Genomic DNA, 18448 nt, shown 5'->3' on the forward strand with positions numbered 1-18448 from the left:
GCGCGCCCTCGTTCCCGTTCGGTGAGCGACCCGACAGTGGTCGCCGGCGCTGGAGACTAAGCGGTACGGGGTGTCGCGACTGCGTTTCCGGCATCGGGGCCGGGCCAGTTTGGCTGCCAGCGTTCTCCCCATCGGTGGCCCGAGCCGGCGACCCGCGCGAGACGAAGCGCCAGTCGGGGCGCGTCTGCGGCGACGCCATGACCTGGCGACGGCTCATGCGCCCCCGCGCCGGGTCGCCATCGCGCGGCGGAACGGGATGCAGCACGTGCCGCACGGTCACGTCACGCCAGCGGGCCGCAACGCTGATAGCCGTAGTGTGTTCGTTTGATGAGGCGCTCGGACGGCCGGGTCGGTCCGCCCATGGGCCATTCGCGAACGGGTACCCGCGGCGTTGCATGTCTTGATCGCGGCGCCGCGGTCGGCGACCGCGCCGTGCAGCAGACCGTGCAGTCTCTGACGCAGCGTTCTCGAGACGTGGTGACAGCCGCTAGGAACGCGCGCCGACCAGCCCGGCCCGGAACACCTGCCAGGCCGAATCCAGCCGGCGGCGATACTCCGCCTCGTCGTAGATGAAACGCTCGGTGTAGAGCCCGTCCATCAGGCAGTAGAAGGCATCCGTGAACGTCCGGCAGGCCAGCCCCGGCCAGACGTTCTCGCGCACGCCCTGAGCGTGCAGCGCCTCCAGCGCCGCGTCGATGCGCGCCTCGCTGCGGGCGTTGATCTCGCGGATCGCCGCCCGCAGCGGCTCCGGTGGAAACAGCAGGAAGCGTTTGTAGAAACTGCCCTGGTCCTCGGCGAAGATGAAGGCGCCGAGATCCTCGATCAGGGCGCGCAGGCGTGTCTCGACCGGGGTGTCGGCATGGCGCGCCAGGCTGGCGTCCTGGATCTCGAAAAAGCGCGCCTCGACCCGTTCCACGAGCGCGAGGAACAGCGCCTCCTTGCTGCGGATATGGTTGTACAACGACGGCTTGCGGATGCCCACGGCATCGGCGATCTGGCCGAGTGTGGTCGCCTCGTAGCCCTGGCGAGCGAACAGTCGCAGCGCCGTGTCGTGGATGCGATCGGCGGTGGGCACGCGGGTCGAGCTGGACATCTCGGCATCTTAACCCGGCCGCGGCCTTGCGGCCCTTGCAGTTGCCTGTGACGACCCTATACTAACGACCGTTAGTTCGTATTCGTTTGATCCGGAGTATGCGATGAGATCCTGGGCATGGCTGGTCGCCGCCGCGCTCACCGAGGTGGGCTGGGTCGGCGGCCTCAAGGCCGCGGACGGCGCACTCGACTGGCTGGCGACGGCGGCCTGCGTGCTCGCGAGTTTCGCGCTTGCACTGGGTGCGGCCCGCCGTCTGCCGGCCACCACCGTCTACGTGGTGTTCGTGGGTCTGGGCGCGGCCGGCACCGCCATGCTCGACGCGGCCGTTTTCGGGCACGCGCTCGGCCCTGCGGCGCTGGCCTGCCTGACCCTGCTGATCGGCGGCGTCATCGGGCTCAAGCTCACGTCCACCGGGGCCCGGCGATGAGCTGGCTGTTGCTGCTCGCCGCGGGCGGCTTCGAGATCGTGGGCGTGGCCGGCTTCGAGCGCCTGACCCGGCGCCGATACGCCACCGGCCTGGTCCTCGGCGGCCTCGGCTTCGGCCTCGGCCTGACCTGCCTGCGACTCGCGATGGCCGATATTCCCATGGCCGTGGCCTACGGTGTGTTCACGGGCATCGGCGCGCTCGGCAGCACTGTCGTCGGCATCGTCTGCTGGGGCGATTCCGCGCGCCCGGCGCGACTGGCCTGCATCGCGGCGATCGTGATCGCGGTGGCCGGCCTGAAGGCCACGGTCTGAGGCCGGGCGCAGTGCCAGGGTATGTTGACGTATCGTCCGAACGCTTTGGTTTCCGACCGCAAATCGTGTCCGGCAAGGCGCGAGCCGCCGGCTCTGGGCGTGCCGCGGCACAGGCTCGCAACGCCGCCGGGCGCCCCTGGTCGATCTTTCATGAGCGGCCCAATCCTTCGGGACGAGCGCCCGGAAAATCAACGACACGACGGCAATCCAGCGTTGTCGCACGCTGGTGCAGAGTGACTGCACGGCGCGCACTACGCCTCCTCTTGCCGCCCATGATCAAATTTTCAGGAAGCGCTTGGCGCGGATTCGTACAAAACGTCAACAGGCCCTAGAATCCGCACATCACCCGACCGCTCAGGCCGTTTCGTGGACAAGCAACTGCTCGACATCCTCGTCTGCCCCGCCACCGGCGCGGCGGTCGCACCGGCCGAAGCCGGGACGCTGTCCCGCCTGAACGCGGCGATCGAGGCCGGCCGCGCCCACTATGCCGACGGCAGCCCGGTGGATCGCCCCCTGCAGGCCGCGCTGATCACCGCCGACGGGATCACCGCCTATCGCGTGGACGACGACCTGCCGGTGATGCTGCCCGAGCGCGGCATCGACCTCTCCGACGCGGTGTGAAGCCGGGCGACACCGTCGATCTGTTCGTCGAGCAGGTCACCCACATCGACTGCGGGGTTCTGGATCCGGACACCGGCCTCGACGGCCGCACCTGGCTGGTCGACGCCCGCCTGTCGGGCACGCGCGACGCCCACGGCATGCTGTTCGACTTCGGTCCCGCCCGGCGTCTGCTCAAGCGGGCGATCGACGAACGCCTCGACCACCGGCTGCTGGTCCCGCTGCGGGCGCCGGGGCTGTCACGTCACGGCGATGACCTGCGTCTGACGACCACCCGCGGCGCCCACATCGATTACGCCGGCCCGGCCGAGGGCGTGGCGCTGCTCAACGCCGAGCGCATCGGCCCGGCGCTGCTCGCGGACTGGCTCACCGACCGCATCGCGCCGCTGCTGCCGGACAACATCGACGATCTGCAGCTGTCGCTGCGGGCCGAGGCCATCGACGGCGCCGCCTACCACTACTGCCACGGGCTGCGCAGCCACGACGGCAACTGCCAGCGCATGGGGCACGGCCATCGCTGCCGGCTGGCGATCGCGGTCGACGGCCGCGACGACCCGGCGCGGGCCCGACGCTGGGCCGAGGACTGGCAGGGGGTGTTCATCGGCGACCGCGCGGATCTCGCCCGCCGCGACGCCGACGGCCGCCACCACTTCGACTACGTCGCGCCGCAGGGACGCTTCGCGCTGACGATCGACGCCGGGCGCTGCGTGCTCCTCGACGGGCCGCCAACGGTCGAGAACATCGCCGCGCACATCGCCGACGCACTCGCCGCCGAGCTGCCCGACCGACACCTCGAGGTCCGCGCCTACGAAGGCGTCGGCAAGGGCGCGATCGTGTGCCGCGGTCCGGCGTGAACGCGCACGCCCTGCCGCGACCCCGCGGCGGGCGCTAAACTGAGCCCCGCCATACGACGAGCGCTGCCGCCATGAGCGATTATCTGATCACCAACGCCTGCCTGGTCAACGAGGGCGAACGCCGCGAGGCCGATGTGCTGATCGGCAACGGCCGCATCGAGAAGATCGCCGCCGCCATCGATGCCCCGGCCGGGGTCGAGGTCATCGACGCCGCGGGCCGGTTCCTGCTGCCCGGCATGATCGACGACCAGGTCCATTTCCGCGAGCCCGGCCTCACCGACAAGGCCGACCTGGCCAGCGAGTCGGCCGCGGCGGTGGTCGGCGGCATCACCAGCTTCATGGACATGCCCAACGTCAAGCCGCCGACCGTGGATCACGACGCGCTGGTGGCCAAGCACGCGCTGGCCGCGGGCCGCTGCAGCGCGAACTACGGCTTCCACTTCGGCGCCACCAACGACAACATCGAGCAGATCAAGGCGCTCGACACCTCGCTCGCCGCGGGCGTGAAGATCTTCATGGGGGCCTCCACCGGCCGGATGCTGGTCGATGACGACACAGCACTCGAACAGATCTTCGAACATTCGCCGCTGACCGTGCTGACCCACTGCGAGGACACGCCGATGATCGAGGCCAACGCCGCGCGGGCCCGCGATCACTACGGCGAGGACGTGCCCATGAGCCAGCATCCGGTGATCCGCTCGCGCGAGGCCTGCTACGCCTCCTCCTCGAAGGCGGTCGACCTGGCGCGCCGGCACGGCACGAATCTGCACATCCTCCACATCACCACCGCGGACGAGCTCGACCTGTTCGCGCCCGGACCGATGGCCGGCAAACAGATCACCGCCGAGGCCTGCGTGCATCATCTGTTCTTCGACGACAGCGACTACGCCCCGCGCGGCACGCTGATCAAGTGCAACCCGGCGATCAAGACCGCCGCCGATCGCGCGGCACTGTTGAAAGCCGTGGCCGAAGACCGCATCGATGTGCTGGCGACGGATCACGCCCCGCATCAGGCCGAGGAGAAGGCCAACGCCTACTTCAAGGCACCGGCGGGCCTGCCGCTGGTCCAGCATGCGCTGATCTCGCTGCTGGATCACGTCTCGGCCGGTCACTTCAGCCTGGAGCAGCTGGTCGCCAAGGCCGCGCACAACCCCGCCGAGCGTTTCGGGGTGGCCGGGCGCGGCTACCTCCGCGAAGGCTACTGGGCGGATCTGGTGCTGGTGGACATGGCCGGCCGGACCGCGGTGGACGACGAGCCCATCCACGCCAAATGCGGCTGGTCGCCGTTCGCGGGACACGTCTTCACAAGCCGTGTCACGAGCACTTTCGTATCTGGCCAACTGGCCTATCATGAAGGTAAACTTAGCCGAGGCTGTATCGGTCGCGCGCTGACGTACGATCGATGAGCCCGGCTGAATCCGAATCATTCAGCGCCGCGGCGGTCCAACGATGCGCGACCGCCCGCCACATTCGAGGTGTTGAGCCATGCAATCCAGCGATCTGCGCAAAGCCGGACTCAAAGCGACGCTGCCGCGCCTGAAAATCCTGGAAGTGCTCCAGAGCAACAAGCAGGACCACCTGTCCGCGGAGGACGTGTATCGCCTGCTCATGGAGGACGAGGAGGACATCGGCCTGGCCACCATCTATCGCGTGCTGTCGCAGTTCGAGGACGCCGGGCTCGTCATCCGCCACCACTTCGAGGACGGCCATGCCCTGTTCGAGCTCGAGCAGGGCCCGCACGATCACCTGATCTGCGTGAAGTGCGGCAAGATCGAGGAATTCTTCGACGACGAGATGCAGCAGCGCCAGCGCGACGTCGCGCAGAAATCCGGCTTCGACCTGTCCAAGCACACGCTCGTGCTCTACGGCGAATGCCAGGCGGACAACTGCGAGAATAACACCAGCAAGAAGAAGCCCTCCTGAGGCCGCCCGGCCGGCGCCGCCCGCCGGCTTGCGTTAGAATCCGTCCCGTTCAGACGAAAGCGCGGTCCGGCCGCGCTTTTTCTCGTGCCGGCGGGGCGGACCCGCGGCGGGCGCGGGCTCCATTCATCAACGCAGACGCGATGCCATGATCAAACCGCACGGTTCCGACACGCTCAATCCGCTTTTCGTGGCCGACGAGACCGCCCACGGCCAGCTGCTCCAGGAAGCGCACGAGCTGCCGTCGATCACGCTGTCCTCGGCCGCGGCCGCCAATGCCGTCATGCTCGGCGCAGGCTACTTCAACCCGCTGACGGGCTACATGAGCAAGGCCGATGCGCTGTCGGTCGGCGAACACATGCGCACCACCGACGGCCTGTTCTGGCCGGTGCCGGTGCTCAACGTCGCCGACGACATCGAACCCATCAAGGGCGCGGCCCGCATCGCCCTGCGCGACCCCAACGTCGAGGGCGAGCCGGTGATCGCGGTGCAGGACATCGAGGGCATCGACGAATTCAGCGACGCCGAGCTGGAAACCCTGACAGGCCAGATCTTTGCCACCAACGACCCGGCGCACCCCGGGGTGGCGACGTTCAACGGCCTGGGCCGCTACGTCATCCACGGCCCGATCCAGGTGCTGAACTTCAGCTACTTCGAGACCGAATTCCACGAGACCTTCCGCACCGCGGGCTCGATCCGCGAGGAATTCGCCGAACGCGGCTGGGACAAGGTCGTGGCCTTCCAGACCCGCAACCCCATGCACCGCGCCCACGAGGAGCTGTGCAAGATGGCGCTGGAGGCCACCGGCGCCGACGGCATCCTCATCCACATGCTGCTCGGCAAGCTCAAGCCCGGGGACATCCCGGCGGGCGTGCGCAACGCCGCCATCCGCAAGATGGTGGACGTCTACTTCCCGCCGAACACGGTGATGATCACCGGCTACGGCTTCGACATGCTCTATGCCGGCCCCCGCGAGGCCGTGCTGCATGCCGTGTTCCGCCAGAACGCCGGCTGCTCCTATCTCATCGTCGGCCGCGACCATGCCGGCGTGGGCGATTTCTACGGCCCCTTCGACGCCCAGACCATCTTCGAGGAACGGGTGCCGGACGACGCGCTGGAGATCGAGATCTTCGCCGCCGACCACACTGCCTTCTCCAAGAAGCTCGGCAAGGTCGTGATGATGCGCGACGTGCCCGACCACACGAAGGACGACTTCGTGCTGCTCTCCGGCACCGCGGTGCGCGAGATGCTGGGCCGCGGCGAGGCTCCGCCGGCGGAATTCTCCCGGCCCGAGGTCGCAGAGATCCTGATGGACTACTACCAGAGCAAGTAGCCCGGCGCGGGCGGCGGGTCGTCATGGCCCGCCGCTTTCATCCGCGTGGAAACCGGGGCCGCCGCGTTCGGCCGTACGCCTGCCGAGCTGGCGGCGGCTGGCGGCGGGGCGTCACGCCGTATCGTCGGCGCCGGCCGCCAGCACGCTCTCCAGATCCAGGCGGCGCATGGTGCTGATCGCCACCTCGAGGGCGCCCTCGCCGCACAGCCCGGACACCGCCGCGTCCTCGTAGCCTTCCAGCGCGGCAGCGATACAGGCCTCGCGGATACGTTCGGCAAGCGCCAGACGTTCTGAGTCGTTCATCGCGTTCCTCCTCCTTCGGCATGCACCGTGTTCCCGGGCGACCGCGGGCCGACGCCAGAACGCCGCCCCGGCGCGGCCCCGACGGATGATCCGGCGCCTGCGCCCGCCCGGCTCCATCTCGCGGTCATCCGCGGCCTGGCCCCGACCCGCGCGGATCGCATTGCCACAGGCTCCGTGATCCCGCCAGACCCACGGCGCCGTCCCTGTTCGGCGCCCGGGACGAACCACCCGACACCGCCGGGCACGATTTCGGAGGCAACCCGCAGGGCCGCTCGTGTGGTACCGGCTACCGGGATCGCCTCTGGCTCCGGCAGCACGACGGCACGACGCGCCCGGCGACCTGTGCTGCACGAGCGTCGTCTGCCGGCGCGCCATACGCGGGTCGCGCCGACAGACTCTCACGCGCCGTGGCGCGCGTTCGCGGCATGCATCCCGGCTGACTGTTCGCGTCGGGCAGGGCGCGGTATCGGGGCTCATGGCCGTGGCTGAGGTGCCATAATGCGAAACACGCCGGAAACAATACGATGAATCGTGCGACAGGGCACTAGCTGGCGATGCCGCAGTCCGGCTCGCAGACGCAGTCGCGTGCGGTCGCCCGGTCCTCGGGCTGGAGCGTGGTGTGCGTGATCGCGTACTTGTCCGCCAGCAGGCGCTGCAGGCGCGGCAGGATCGCCTGCCACTCGGACAGCCGCGCGATCTCGATGTGGGCGGCCAGCGCACGCTGGCTGGACGAGAGGCTCCAGATATGCAGGTCGTGAACGGACCGCACGCCCTCCACATCGGCGAGCTCGCGGCCGACGGCACCGGCGTCCACGCCCTTGGGCACGCCTTCCATGAGCACATGCACCACATCGCGCAGCAGCCGCACCGCCGAGACCAGGATCAGTACGCTGACCAGCAGCGAAAGCAGCGGGTCGATCGGCATCCAGCCGGTGAGGATGATGATCAGACCGGCCGCGAGCGCGGCCACCGAGCCGAGCAGGTCGCCGATGACGTGAATGAGCGCGCCGCGCACGTTCATCGTCTGCTCGCCGCGCATGAGGATCACCGCCACTCCGATATTCATGAGCAGCCCGATCGCGGCGATGATCATCACCGGCGCGCCGGCCACCGAGCGCGGCTCCGCGAAGCGCTCGATCGCGGACACGGCGATGGCGACCACCACCACGATCATCAGCACCGCGTTGATCAGCGCGCCCAGCACCTCGGCACGCTGAAGACCGAACGAATGCATCTTGGACACCGGGCGCTTGGCCATCCAGGCCGCGAGCGCGCCGATCGCCAGCGACGAGCTGTCGGTGAACATATGCCCGGCGTCGGACATCAGGGCCAGCGAATCGGCCCACCAGCCGCCCACAGCCTCGACGACGGCGAAGGACAGCGTGAGCAGCAGCGAGAACACCAGCACGCGACCGCTGCCGCCGTGATGATGATGCCCACCAAGACCACCGTGGTCGTGGTCGTGGTCGTGGTCGTGGTCGTGGTCGTGGTGGGCATGACCGTGTCCGCCGTCATGTGTGTGGTCGTGCGTATGGGCCATGGCTACTACTCCTCGTCGCTGTGCTCGACCATGTCGCGCAGCACGCGTTGCACATGCGCGTCGGCGGCGACATAGAACACCTGCTTGCCGCGGCGCTCCGCGCGCAACAGGCGTGCAGAGCGCAACAGCCGCAGGTGATGGCTTGCCAGCGACATCGAGATATCGATATCGGCCGCCAGCGTCTGCACGCTTTGCGGCTCTTCGAGGCAGGCATAGACCAGCGACAGGCGGTTGGGCTCGCCCAACAGGCGAAACATCTCGGCCAGGCGCGATGTCTGGCCGGTGCTCAGAACCTGCAGTTCAAGATAAGTGGTCGTCATGCGTACCTCGACAATTGAACAAGCATTGTATCGACCACACCGCTGTTATGGTATTGCGCCTTTCATTGCCTGCCGCCGCGCCCCGAAGCCATGCGTTCGCACTATCGGCTGCTGAGCTTCGACGGCGACATGACGCTGTGGGATTTCGAGGCGGGCATGCGCGCCTCGCTCGACGCCACGCGGCGACTGCTTATCGAGCGGCGGCCGCAGATGGCCGATACGCTCGCCGATATCCAGCCGATGATCGCCATCCGCGATCGGCTGCTCGCCGATCCAGGCGCTGCGGGCCTGTCGTTCGCCGAGATCCGCCGCCGCGCGTTCCAGACATTGCTCGCCGAATACGACGCCCCGGATGACGCGCTCGCCGCCGAGCTCTATGACGCCTATCTGCAACATCGGTTCGACACCACGCCGCTATATGCCGATACGGCCGCGCTTTTCACGAGCCTCGATCCCGCCCTGTGCCTGGCGTTGCTTTCCAACGGCAATACACACCCGAAGCATCTGGGCATTGCCGATCGCTTCGACGTGATCGCGTTCGCGGACGACACGCATCGCCCCAAGCCCGCGCCCGATCTGTTCGAATATGCCTTCGAACGGCTCGGATGCCGGGCCGACGAAACGATGCATATCGGCGATTCGCTGGAAACCGATATCGCCGGGGCCAACACCGTGGGCGCGACCTCGGTCTGGCTCAATCGCGACGGTCGGCCCAACGATACCGCGATCGTGCCCGATCACACGGTCGCCAGCCTCGCCGAACTGGACGCGCTGCGCTAGCCCACTCCGCGCTGCTCTAGCCTTTCAACGCCGCGAATTCGGAGACCGCGGCATCGAGGCGCGTGAGCGTTTCATCGCGGCCGAGCAACGCCAGCGTATCGTCGATCGAGGGCGAAACCGGGCCACCAGTCACCGCGATCCGGATCGGCTGGGCGACCTTGCCCATGCCGACCTCGTTATCGGTCGCCACCTGTTTGACCGCGGCACTTGCCGCCTCGCCGTTCCAGTCGTCGAGGGCGGCCAGGCCGTCGCGGACCTGGGCGAGCAGGTCGGGCGTCGCGGTCTTGATATGTTTCTTGACCGCCTTGGGCTCGTATTCGGTCACCGGCTGGAACACGAACAGGCTTTGCTCGGCCATCTCCCGCACGGTCTTGCAGCGGCCCTTCTGGATCGCCGCGATCTCGGTCAGACGGGCGTCGTCCACGCCGTCGATGCCCAGGCGCGCGAGATGCCAGCGCAGCTCACCGACCAGGTCTTGCGGCGCGGTCATCTTCAGATGTTCCTGGTTCACCCACAGCAGCTTGTCAGGGTCGAAGGTCGAGGCCCCGCCCTGTACGTTTTCGATATCGAAATGCGCGAGCATCTGCTCGCGGGTGAAGATTTCCTGATCGCCGTGCGCCCAGCCCAGGCGCACCAGATAGTTGAGCAGCGCTTCGGGCAGATAGCCCTCTTCGCGATAGCGCATCACGCCGACCGCGCCGTGGCGCTTGGACAGACGCTTGCCATCCGAGCCGAGAATCATTGGCACATGGGCATAAACCGGCAGATCACCGTCGTCACCCACGAGCGCTTTCAGGATATTGATCTGGCGCGGCGTGTTGTTCACATGGTCGTCGCCGCGAATGACATGGGTGATGCCCATATCCATATCATCAACAACGACACAGAAGTTGTAAGTGGGCGAGCCGTCGGCGCGGGCTATGACCAGATCGTCCAGTTCGGTGTTGCTGATGGTGATATCGCCTTTCACCAGGTCGTGGATCACCGTATGGCCGTCCAGCGGCGTGGCAAAACGGATCACCGGATCGACCCCGGCCGGCGGCTCGGGCAGCGTCTTGCCCGGCATCGGCCGCCAGGTGCCGTCGTATTTCGGCTTTTCGCCTTTCGCACGCGCGGCCTCGCGCATGGCCTCGACTTCTTCCGCGCTCGAGTAGCAGCGATACGCCTTGCCTTCGTCGATCAGCCGGTCGATGACGTCGGCATAACGATCGAAGCGCCGGGTCTGGTAATAGATCTCGCCGTCGTGTTCGAGATTCAGCCAGGCCATGGCATCGAGAATCGCCTGGACGGCTTCATCGGTGGAGCGCTCGCGGTCGGTATCCTCGATACGCAGCACGAATCGTCCATCGCCGGGGCCACCGCTGGCCCTGGCGTGCAGCCAGGAATACAGCGCGGTACGCGCACCGCCGATATGCAGATAACCGGTCGGGGACGGGGCGAAACGGGTGACGACGCTCATCGATACACCTTGGGCAACGGGGCGTGAAAGGCGCGTAGTTTAGCAACCGGCGCCCGGGGCCCGCGCCCGGGCGCCGGTTGCTCATGTCGACATTCGATCCGCCTGCGCGGTGCCCGCGAGCTGCTGCACGACGTCGCCCCGGGCGAAGCCGTCGATCAACAGATCGCGCACCGCACGCATGCGCGCCACCCGGCGCAGGTCGGGGTGGATCAAAAGCCAGAGATCGGTCGCGAGCGCCGCGATGGGCGCGCCGATACGCACCAGCGTCGGATCGGCGTCGCCCAGATAACAGGGCAATACGGCGCGTGCATCGCTGTGTCGCAGGGCGGACTGCATGGCCTGCATGGTGTCGAGGCGATAATCGCAGCGCGCGTGGGCGCCCTGGGCCTGCATCCAGGCGTTCAACGCCGGAAAACTCACGCTGTCGTCCAGGCCGATCCATTGCGAGGCTGCGTTTTCGTCCGCATCGCGCGCCCGGTAGACCGCCAGCGCCACGCGGGCCAGGCGGTAAGCGATCAGCGCCTCGGGCGGCTCGGCGATCGGCCGGATCGCCATATCCGCATCGCGACGCGATAGATTGAAAGTCTCGTTGGAGATCGCGACTTCGAGCGCGATCTGCGGATACTCGGCCCGGCAACGGCCGAGCATCGGCGCGACCAGACCCTCGAACAGCGTATCGGTGGTGGTCAGCCGCACGGTGCCCGACGGGCGCAGATCCCGGCCCACGACACGGCGCTCCACGCCGAGCACCTCCTGCTCCATGCGCGCGCCGGCGGCGGCCATATCCTCGCCGGCGGGCGTGGGCGTATAGCCGCCACGTGCGCGTTCGAACAGCCGTACGCCAATGCGTTTTTCCAATGATTCGAGGCGCCGAAAAATCGTCGCGTGACTTACGTCCAGTGCGCGCGCCGCGCCCGCAAGCGAACCGCTGCGCACGATGGCCAGCGTCAACCGCAGCTCCTCCCAGCCCAGGCTATCTTGCATTTCTGCAAACCCATTTTTCATTCATCGGCAATTCCACTGCACGGATGATAAGCCCATCGTTGCAGTCCCACTTCAACCGACAATGAACCGCCATGCATGCCCTGATCGTTCACAGCCACCCCGAGCCGCGCTCGTTCAACGCCGCCCTCACCGCGACGGCAAGGCAGACGCTCGCCGACAACGGCGCCCGCGTGACTGTATCCGACCTGTACGCCGAAGGCTTCGACCCGCTCGAAAGCCCGCGTCACTACGGCCCGCGCGCCGATCCGGACTACTTCTCGGCGCTGACCGAACAACGCTATGCCGGCACCAGTCACAGCCGCCCCGCCGACGTGCAGCGCGAGATCGACCGGCTCGAAGCAGCCGATCTGGTCATCCTGCAATTCCCGCTCTGGTGGCATGCCCAGCCCGCGATCCTCAAGGGCTGGTTCGACCGCGTGTTCGTCTACGGCGAGCTCTACACCGGGCGCAAGCGCTACGACGAAGGCCACTTCCGCGGCATACGCGCCCTGCTGTCGGTGACCACCGGCGGCCCGACCGAGACGTTCTCGCGCTACGGCCGCGGCGGGCCGATCGAGCGCCTGCTCTGGCCCATCCACTACTCGTTGCATTACATGGGCTTCGACGTGCTGCCGCCCTTCGTCACCCACGGCGTTCAGGGCGGCGGGATCGCCTATGCACAACGCGACGCCTTCGAACGGCATCTCGAAGAGCGCAAGAACGCGTGGGCCGAGCGGCTGAACACGCTCGACGGGACCACACCGATCCCGTTTACCGGCTGGCGGGACTGGGATGACGACGGCGTGCTGCGGGCGGATCATCCGCTGCGTTGGGGGCCGTGACTAGCAGCCGAGGCGACGCCGTATTCAGGCGTATACGCACAGAACTAACGTGTTGCCGGCCCACACGCAGTACGTATAATCGTACGGACAGTCCGTACATCTAAATTCGAGAATGGATTCAATCAGCGTCAACCGCTTTCGCGACAATCTCAAGTCGCTGGTCGATCGCGTGACGACCGAACACAACCCACTCAAGGTCACACGGCGCGGCGGCGAAAGCTTCGTGGTCATCAGTGCCGAAGACTGGGAGCGCGAGCAGGAAAGTCTCTACGTGCTCCAGAACAGCGACCTCATGCGTCAGATTGGCGAATCGCTTGAGACGCATACGCAAGGCAAGGGCTATACGCCCAGCGCGGACGAGATGCGTGAGATCACTGGTCTTTGAAGGCCGCACTTGGCTCGCCTATGAAACGATGCGCGCCGAGGACAAGCGCCTGCATCGCAGGCTGTGCCGTATTCTCAAGGAACTGATCCGAACCGACGATCCCACGACCGGTACGGGCAAACCGGAGGCGCTCAAACACAACTTGAGCGGCCTTTGGTCACGGCGGCTGTCGCAGAAAGATCGCCTGATCTATCGCTTCGATGATGAAGCGATCTATATCCTTGCGATCGGCGGCCATTACGACCGTATCGACGGATGATCGATGACGCTGACGAATACCCCGCCGCAGGGGAAACCGCCCCGGCTAACCGGGGCGGCAGCGCTACGATCCGACCTGCCCCCGCGACAGGTCTTTTCAGATCAGGCGGCCCTGTCGCGCAGCTCGCGGGCGGCGTCGACCATGTGCCGCAGCGCGGGCTCGACCTCGGCCCAGCCGCGGGTCTTGAGGCCGCAGTCGGGGTTCACCCACACCCGCTCGGCGGGCAGCACCTTGGTGGCCTTTTTAAGCAGGTCGATCATCTCCTGCTTTTCCGGCACGCGCGGGCTGTGGATGTCGTAGACGCCCGGGCCGATTTCGTTCGGGTACTGGAAGGCCACGAACGCATCCAGCAGCTCCATCTGCGAGCGCGAGGTTTCGATGGAAATGCAGTCGGCATCCATGTCGGCGATCGCCTCGATGATGTCGTTGAACTCCGAGTAGCACATATGGGTATGGATCTGGGTGTCGTCGGCCACGCCGCAGGACGCAATCCGGAACGATTCCACCGCCCATTTCAGGTAGGCATCCCAGTCCGCGCGGCGTAGCGGCAGGCCTTCGCGGAACGCGGCCTCGTCGATCTGGATCGCGGCCAGCCCGGCGGCTTCCAGATCCACCACCTCGTCGCGGATCGCGAGTGCGACCTGCTTGACGGTCTCGGACCGTGGCTGGTCGTCGCGCACGAACGCCCACTGCACCATCGTCACCGGGCCGGTGAGCATGCCCTTCATGGGTTTATCCGTTAGCGACTGGGCATATTTCGACCATTTCACGGTCATCGGCTCGGGCCGCGACACGTCGCCGAAGATGATCGGCGGCTTCACGTAACGCGAGCCGTAGCTCTGCACCCAGCCGAACTTGGTAAACGCATAGCCGGCCAGCTGCTCGCCGAAGTACTCGACCATGTCGTTACGCTCGAATTCGCCGTGTACGAGCATGTCGAAGCCCATGTCTTCCTGCATTTTCACGGCTTCGGCGATCTTGGCTTCCAGGAAGGCGTCGTACTCGGCATCCGACATGCGCCCCTTCTTGTGGGCGGCGCGGGCCTTGCGCACTTCCTGGGTCTGAGGAAACGAGCCGATGGTGGTCGTGGGATAGGCCGGCAGGTTCATCTTGGCGTGCTGTTTCTTCGCGCGTTCGGCGTAGGGCGAGCCGCGCTGGCGGTCCTTGTCGGCGACCGCGGCGGCGCGGCGCTTGACCGCGGCGTCGTGGATGCGCGCGGAGTCCGCACGATCGGCCATCGCCTGCTTGTTGTCCGCCAGCATGGTCTTGTCGAGCTTGCTGTCGGCGGCGTTGGCCAGGAACACGATCTCGTCGAGTTTTTCTTCGGCGAAGGCGAGCCAGTTCTTGAACTCGTCGTCGAGCTTGGTTTCGCTGCGCAGGGTGACCGGCGAATGCAGCAACGAACAGCTCGGGCCCACGATCAGACGCCCCGCGCCAATCTCGCCCTTGATGGTCTCGATCGTGGCGAGCGCGCGTTCCAGATCGGTCTTCCAGATATTGCGACCATCGATGATGCCGACGGACAGATATTTCTCGTCGTCCAGCCGCGCAGCGACGACTTCGGCCTCCTTGATACCGCGCACCGCGTCGATATGCAGTGCTTCGACCGGCAGCGACGTGAACAGCTCCATGTTGTCGGCAAGCTCGCCGAAGTAGTTCGCCACCATGATCTTGATGCCGTCGACCTGCGCGAGCCGCGCATAAGCCTTCTCGATGACCGCGCGCTGGGCGTCGTTCAGGTCCAGCGAAAAGATCGGCTCGTCGATCTGCAGCCATTCGGCGCCGTCCGCGGCCAGTTTCTCGGCGATCTGGACATAGACCTCGATGAGCGAATCGGCCAGATCGAACTTGTCCAGATTCGAGCCGTCGGTGACCTTGCCGAGTGTCAGATAAGTGGCCGGGCCAACCATCACCGGCTTGGTGACGATGCCCTGTGCCTTGGCCTCGGCAAACTCGTCGAAGATCTTCGAGCCGACGAGCTCAAACGTCGTGTTCTTGGTGAACTCGGGGACGATGTAGTGGTAGTTGGTATCGAACCACTTGGTCATCTCGCAGGCGATCGCGCCCTGAGTGCCGCGCGCCATGTCGAAGGCGACGTCGATATTCATGTCGCGGCCGTTCCAGCCGAAACGCTCGGGCACGTTGCCGATCAGACACGACAGGCCCAGGACCTGATCGTAGAAGGAGAAATCGTTGGACGGGATCAGATCGATGCCGGCCGCCTGCTGCTTGGCCCAGTTGGCGCGGCGCAGTTCCGCGCCCGCGGCCTCGAGCCCGGCGTAATCGAGATCGCCCTTCCAGTAGGCCTCGGTCGCCTTCTTGAGTTCGCGGCGTTCGCCGATACGGGGGAAGCCCAGGTTGTGGGATACGGTCATAAGACCCTCTGCAGCGTGGCGTATCGAGCGCGCCGCGGCCACGAGTGGATCCGAGAGCGCTCAGCAATGGAGGCGGACAGCGTAGACTGCGTCATGCATGAATAAAAATGCTTTATAATACTAGTTCAATTATATTCGCTCATATTTTGCCCGGCCATGATCGAACGCATGCACCTCAACATCCTGCGCCAGATCGAACGCGAAGGTTCGATCACGGCCGCGGCCCGCCGACTGCATCTGACGCAGTCGGCGCTCAGCCACGCGATCAAGAAACTGGAGAATCAGTCCGGCACGCGGATCTGGATGCGGGAGGGACGCCGCGTGCGTCTCACCGCCGCCGGCGAATACCTGCTGGCGGAAGCCGGCCGCCTGGTGCCGCAGTTCGAGCGCCTGGACGCCACGCTCGCCGAGTACGCGGCCGGCAAGCAGGGCGCACTGCGCGTCGGGATGGAATGCCACCCCTGCTATCAGTGGCTCCTGAAGGTCGTCGAGCCGTATCTGAGAGACTGGCCGGGCGTCGATATCGACGTTTTCCAACAGTTCCGGTTCGGCGGCATGGACGCCCTGTCCAATCACGACATCGACATCCTCGTCACACCGGATCCGGTGGACACGGCCGGCGTGCTGTTCGAACCGGTCTTCGACTACGAGCAGGTGCTGGCGGTGGCCCGCGATCATCCACTGGCGCGGCGCGAATTCATCGATGCGGCCGATCTCACCGACCAGGTGCTGTTCGCCTATCCGGTGAACCCGGCGCGGCTGGACATCTACACCTATCTGCTCACGCCCGGTGGCAGCGGGCCGCGCGAGCACAAGACGGTCGAATCCACTGACATCATGCTGCAGCTGGTCGCGGCCGGACGCGGCGTGGCCGCACTGCCGAAGTGGCTGATCGACGAATACGCGAACCGGCTGTCGATCGCCACGGTGCCTCTCGGGCGGCACGGCATCCCCAAGCAGATCCATCTGGGCGTGCGTGCGGCGGACCGCAGCAACCAGCATGTGGACGCATTTCTGGAACTGGCCCGCGAGACCGCGTAGGGCCGGCTAACGCTTCATGCGAGCCCGCACCAAGCTCTTTCTGAAATTGACTATGCGGGCAAGAGGCCGGGCGTCCTGCGCGCCGCGCAGTCATTCTGCGCCAGCGTGCGACAACGCTGCATTGGCGCCACAGCGCTCGGCTCGCCGGGTTGGGCCGCAGATGAACGATCGACCATGGGCGCGCTGCGGCGTTGCGGCTTTGCCGGCCTCGACGATCGTGGCGCGCCACGATCAGCGACTCGCGCCGTGCCGCACACGATGTGCGGTCGCCGACGCGGCGTCCGCACGACGCGTCTGTGCGGGGACACGGGGTTTGAGAGCTGAGGGATAGGCGAGATATACCGATAACTACCGATATTTTGGGTGCGGATAATTTGGCGTTGGCTGGTATTGGATTTGCCGTGAGCCGCACCAATGCGCATGGCGCGGGCGGCGTTATCGCGTAGGGCGTCAACGCAGCGGGATGGGGCCCAGAATACCGACAGAGCGCTCAAGCACGCCGTATGACAGGCATTTGCGGCGAACCGTCGGCACTGCGCCATCAACCCATCGAGCTGCGCCTGCTGCCGGTGCAGGACGCTCCAGAGGCAATAACCCGCGTAGCTCGCCTGTTCGACGTGGCGCATTGCAGGCCCAGGGCTGCCGGCGTCGCTTTCACGCTGTGCCGGCCGCGCATCTTGGTTTGCGACTCGCGCATTGATAGCGGATTTTCGCCAATTGAATTGAGAATGACCGGCGCGCCTTTCCGCCGCGTTTAACAGATCTTCAATTCGGCTCGAATTGGCCCGCACCTCATCGATGATGTCCCGGCCCCACGCCGGCGGCTCATCGTCATCCGCTGAATCCTGATCGGCCATCTCGTTCGATGGGGCGCTGTCGCCGCCGATCACGATCGTCACGGCACTGCCGGCCTTTATATCGCCGATGCTGACGTCGCCGATCGTGCGGTCGGTTTGCGCCGGTGGCGGGCCCGCCGCCGCGTCAGCGCTGGAAATAAGCGCCTCAATCGTCTCCTTGCGTTGTGTCCGTCCCTTCACTGATCCCCTCGACTATGGCCGTGACGAGCTTGAGCACCCGGGCCCGGTCCTCGGCGGTGGGCTGCTCCTCCTCGATCAAGTACTGATAGATCTGCGCGGCGATACGGGCTTCGTGGGCCGGCTGCCAGCGCCGCCGGGTGCGATCCTGGCGGGCGCGTAGCGCGGCGAGCACGTCGGCCAGAATGTCGGCATCAATGACGGTATCGACTTGCGTGGCCGGTGCTTGACCCGTGGCGTAGCTGGTGTCCGCGTCGCGAGCGCCGGTGCCGGTCGCCAGCCATTCAAGGTTGATCCGCGCCTCAGAGCACAGGCGTGCCATCGGGAGAAAGCGAGGCTCATTGTCTTCCCTGATATAGCGAGCGAGCTGGTCTGGCGTAATGCCGGCGGCGGCCGCAGCTTTTTTTCTAGTTCCTATCCGCTCGCTGGCTGCGGAAATTCTAGTTCCGATTCCGGTTAGCTGAATCGGAACCGCGTTCTTTTTCTCTGAATCCGGTTCCGATTCTCTGTTTTTATTTTTCATAACAACGCCTTATAAAAATATAGAACATCTGCAGCGGGAATCGAGAA

Annotated in this window: 21 protein-coding genes; 12 read left to right on the forward strand and 9 right to left on the reverse strand. The window is 66.1% G+C overall.

The genetic code is table 11. From position 1 onward, the window contains the following. Positions 1 to 487: 487 nt before the first annotated feature. A complete protein-coding gene (locus SAHL_RS10520; protein WP_123591369.1) occupies positions 488 to 1093 on the reverse strand; it encodes a TetR/AcrR family transcriptional regulator in 606 nt (201 codons plus the stop codon). Positions 1094 to 1196: 103 nt separating this feature from the next. Between SAHL_RS10520 and SAHL_RS10525 the strand changes: the two genes are divergently transcribed. From SAHL_RS10525 to sat, 7 genes are all read left to right on the forward strand, one after another. Beyond that, the gene (locus SAHL_RS10525) at positions 1197 to 1520 is read left to right on the forward strand and encodes a DMT family transporter (protein WP_123591370.1); all 324 of its coding nucleotides are present in this window, start codon (positions 1197 to 1199) and stop codon (positions 1518 to 1520) included. Further along, positions 1517 to 1831, forward strand: a complete 315-nt coding sequence (locus SAHL_RS10530; protein ID WP_123591371.1) for a DMT family transporter — start codon at positions 1517 to 1519, stop codon at positions 1829 to 1831. The genes SAHL_RS10525 and SAHL_RS10530 overlap by 4 nt, the downstream gene beginning before the upstream one ends. Before the next feature lie 366 nt (positions 1832 to 2197). Continuing rightward, the gene (locus SAHL_RS10535; RefSeq protein WP_123591372.1) at positions 2198 to 2452 is read left to right on the forward strand and encodes a Trm112 family protein; all 255 of its coding nucleotides are present in this window, start codon (positions 2198 to 2200) and stop codon (positions 2450 to 2452) included. Next, the gene (locus tag SAHL_RS10540; RefSeq protein ID WP_123591373.1) at positions 2449 to 3303 is read left to right on the forward strand and encodes a 6-carboxytetrahydropterin synthase; all 855 of its coding nucleotides are present in this window, start codon (positions 2449 to 2451) and stop codon (positions 3301 to 3303) included. The genes SAHL_RS10535 and SAHL_RS10540 overlap by 4 nt, the downstream gene beginning before the upstream one ends. Before the next feature lie 71 nt (positions 3304 to 3374). Further along, positions 3375 to 4709, forward strand: coding sequence for a dihydroorotase (locus SAHL_RS10545; RefSeq protein WP_123591374.1), 1335 nt, complete (start codon positions 3375 to 3377; stop codon positions 4707 to 4709). 79 nt (positions 4710 to 4788) lie between these two features. Next, positions 4789 to 5226, forward strand: coding sequence for a ferric iron uptake transcriptional regulator (gene fur / locus SAHL_RS10550; RefSeq protein WP_123591375.1), 438 nt, complete (start codon positions 4789 to 4791; stop codon positions 5224 to 5226). 145 nt (positions 5227 to 5371) lie between these two features. Further along, a complete protein-coding gene (gene sat / locus SAHL_RS10555; protein ID WP_123591376.1) occupies positions 5372 to 6556 on the forward strand; it encodes a sulfate adenylyltransferase in 1185 nt (394 codons plus the stop codon). Between the two features lie 111 nt (positions 6557 to 6667). Here sat and SAHL_RS10560 read toward each other — a convergent pair whose 3' ends face one another. From SAHL_RS10560 to SAHL_RS10570, 3 genes are all read right to left on the reverse strand, one after another. Next, positions 6668 to 6859: an acetyltransferase gene (locus SAHL_RS10560; protein ID WP_123591377.1), complete on the reverse strand. Its 192-nt coding sequence runs from the start codon at positions 6857 to 6859 to the stop codon at positions 6668 to 6670. A gap of 544 nt (positions 6860 to 7403) precedes the next feature. Beyond that, a complete protein-coding gene (locus tag SAHL_RS10565) occupies positions 7404 to 8399 on the reverse strand; it encodes a cation diffusion facilitator family transporter (RefSeq protein ID WP_123591378.1) in 996 nt (331 codons plus the stop codon). A 5-nt stretch (positions 8400 to 8404) separates the two neighbouring features. Beyond that, the gene (locus SAHL_RS10570) at positions 8405 to 8719 is read right to left on the reverse strand and encodes an ArsR/SmtB family transcription factor (RefSeq protein WP_123591379.1); all 315 of its coding nucleotides are present in this window, start codon (positions 8717 to 8719) and stop codon (positions 8405 to 8407) included. 90 nt (positions 8720 to 8809) lie between these two features. Between SAHL_RS10570 and SAHL_RS10575 the strand changes: the two genes are divergently transcribed. Next, the gene (locus SAHL_RS10575) at positions 8810 to 9499 is read left to right on the forward strand and encodes an HAD family hydrolase (RefSeq protein WP_123591380.1); all 690 of its coding nucleotides are present in this window, start codon (positions 8810 to 8812) and stop codon (positions 9497 to 9499) included. A gap of 16 nt (positions 9500 to 9515) precedes the next feature. On the opposite strand, the gene gltX is transcribed toward SAHL_RS10575, so the two are convergent. Both gltX and SAHL_RS10585 read right to left on the reverse strand, forming a co-directional pair. Beyond that, on the reverse strand, positions 9516 to 10958 hold the full coding sequence (gene gltX / locus SAHL_RS10580; protein WP_123591381.1) for a glutamate--tRNA ligase: 1443 nt from the start codon (positions 10956 to 10958) through the stop codon (positions 9516 to 9518). 81 nt (positions 10959 to 11039) lie between these two features. Next, the gene (locus SAHL_RS10585; protein WP_123591382.1) at positions 11040 to 11942 is read right to left on the reverse strand and encodes a LysR family transcriptional regulator; all 903 of its coding nucleotides are present in this window, start codon (positions 11940 to 11942) and stop codon (positions 11040 to 11042) included. A 92-nt stretch (positions 11943 to 12034) separates the two neighbouring features. On the opposite strand from SAHL_RS10585, the gene SAHL_RS10590 reads away from it, so the two are divergent. The 3 genes from SAHL_RS10590 to SAHL_RS10600 all read left to right on the forward strand — a co-directional run bounded on the left by SAHL_RS10590 (position 12035) and on the right by SAHL_RS10600 (position 13428). Next, on the forward strand, positions 12035 to 12784 hold the full coding sequence (locus tag SAHL_RS10590; protein WP_123591383.1) for an NAD(P)H-dependent oxidoreductase: 750 nt from the start codon (positions 12035 to 12037) through the stop codon (positions 12782 to 12784). Positions 12785 to 12896: 112 nt separating this feature from the next. After that, positions 12897 to 13169: a type II toxin-antitoxin system Phd/YefM family antitoxin gene (locus tag SAHL_RS10595; RefSeq protein ID WP_123591384.1), complete on the forward strand. Its 273-nt coding sequence runs from the start codon at positions 12897 to 12899 to the stop codon at positions 13167 to 13169. Next, a complete protein-coding gene (locus tag SAHL_RS10600; RefSeq protein ID WP_123591385.1) occupies positions 13150 to 13428 on the forward strand; it encodes a Txe/YoeB family addiction module toxin in 279 nt (92 codons plus the stop codon). Before SAHL_RS10595 ends, SAHL_RS10600 begins: the two co-directional genes overlap by 20 nt. A 101-nt stretch (positions 13429 to 13529) precedes the next feature. On the opposite strand, the gene metE is transcribed toward SAHL_RS10600, so the two are convergent. Beyond that, complete coding sequence (gene metE, locus SAHL_RS10605) at positions 13530 to 15803, reverse strand: 5-methyltetrahydropteroyltriglutamate--homocysteine S-methyltransferase (RefSeq protein ID WP_123591386.1); 2274 nt, start codon at positions 15801 to 15803, stop codon at positions 13530 to 13532. Positions 15804 to 15959: 156 nt separating this feature from the next. Between metE and SAHL_RS10610 the strand changes: the two genes are divergently transcribed. Further along, on the forward strand, positions 15960 to 16844 hold the full coding sequence (locus SAHL_RS10610; RefSeq protein WP_123591387.1) for a LysR family transcriptional regulator: 885 nt from the start codon (positions 15960 to 15962) through the stop codon (positions 16842 to 16844). Positions 16845 to 16894: 50 nt separating this feature from the next. Here SAHL_RS10610 and SAHL_RS17540 read toward each other — a convergent pair whose 3' ends face one another. Further along, positions 16895 to 17881, reverse strand: coding sequence for a hypothetical protein (locus SAHL_RS17540; RefSeq protein ID WP_148045544.1), 987 nt, complete (start codon positions 17879 to 17881; stop codon positions 16895 to 16897). Further along, a complete protein-coding gene (locus SAHL_RS17545) occupies positions 17847 to 18401 on the reverse strand; it encodes a hypothetical protein (RefSeq protein WP_148045545.1) in 555 nt (184 codons plus the stop codon). The genes SAHL_RS17540 and SAHL_RS17545 overlap by 35 nt, the downstream gene beginning before the upstream one ends. Positions 18402 to 18448 lie beyond the last annotated feature (47 nt).

The organism is Salinisphaera orenii subsp. halophila YIM 95161, from assembly GCF_003732545.1.
In the GTDB taxonomy this organism is placed as follows: domain Bacteria; phylum Pseudomonadota; class Gammaproteobacteria; order Nevskiales; family Salinisphaeraceae; genus Salinisphaera; species Salinisphaera orenii_A.

Bases quoted from the DNA above. Each gene is read 5' to 3' on its own strand.
- SAHL_RS10520 (WP_123591369.1), bottom strand. From the start codon at position 1,093: ATGTCCAGCTCGACCCGCGTGCCCACCGCCGATCGCATCCACGACACG.
- SAHL_RS10525 (WP_123591370.1), top strand. From the start codon at position 1,197: ATGAGATCCTGGGCATGGCTGGTCGCCGCCGCGCTCACCGAGGTGGGC.
- SAHL_RS10530 (WP_123591371.1), top strand. From the start codon at position 1,517: ATGAGCTGGCTGTTGCTGCTCGCCGCGGGCGGCTTCGAGATCGTGGGC.
- SAHL_RS10545 (WP_123591374.1), top strand. From the start codon at position 3,375: ATGAGCGATTATCTGATCACCAACGCCTGCCTGGTCAACGAGGGCGAA.
- fur (WP_123591375.1), top strand. From the start codon at position 4,789: ATGCAATCCAGCGATCTGCGCAAAGCCGGACTCAAAGCGACGCTGCCG.
- sat (WP_123591376.1), top strand. From the start codon at position 5,372: ATGATCAAACCGCACGGTTCCGACACGCTCAATCCGCTTTTCGTGGCC.
- SAHL_RS10560 (WP_123591377.1), bottom strand. From the start codon at position 6,859: ATGAACGACTCAGAACGTCTGGCGCTTGCCGAACGTATCCGCGAGGCC.
- SAHL_RS10565 (WP_123591378.1), bottom strand. From the start codon at position 8,399: ATGGCCCATACGCACGACCACACACATGACGGCGGACACGGTCATGCC.
- SAHL_RS10570 (WP_123591379.1), bottom strand. From the start codon at position 8,719: ATGACGACCACTTATCTTGAACTGCAGGTTCTGAGCACCGGCCAGACA.
- SAHL_RS10575 (WP_123591380.1), top strand. From the start codon at position 8,810: ATGCGTTCGCACTATCGGCTGCTGAGCTTCGACGGCGACATGACGCTG.
- gltX (WP_123591381.1), bottom strand. From the start codon at position 10,958: ATGAGCGTCGTCACCCGTTTCGCCCCGTCCCCGACCGGTTATCTGCAT.
- SAHL_RS10585 (WP_123591382.1), bottom strand. From the start codon at position 11,942: ATGCAAGATAGCCTGGGCTGGGAGGAGCTGCGGTTGACGCTGGCCATC.
- SAHL_RS10590 (WP_123591383.1), top strand. From the start codon at position 12,035: ATGCATGCCCTGATCGTTCACAGCCACCCCGAGCCGCGCTCGTTCAAC.
- SAHL_RS10595 (WP_123591384.1), top strand. From the start codon at position 12,897: ATGGATTCAATCAGCGTCAACCGCTTTCGCGACAATCTCAAGTCGCTG.
- metE (WP_123591386.1), bottom strand. From the start codon at position 15,803: ATGACCGTATCCCACAACCTGGGCTTCCCCCGTATCGGCGAACGCCGC.
- SAHL_RS10610 (WP_123591387.1), top strand. From the start codon at position 15,960: ATGATCGAACGCATGCACCTCAACATCCTGCGCCAGATCGAACGCGAA.
- SAHL_RS17545 (WP_148045545.1), bottom strand. From the start codon at position 18,401: ATGAAAAATAAAAACAGAGAATCGGAACCGGATTCAGAGAAAAAGAAC.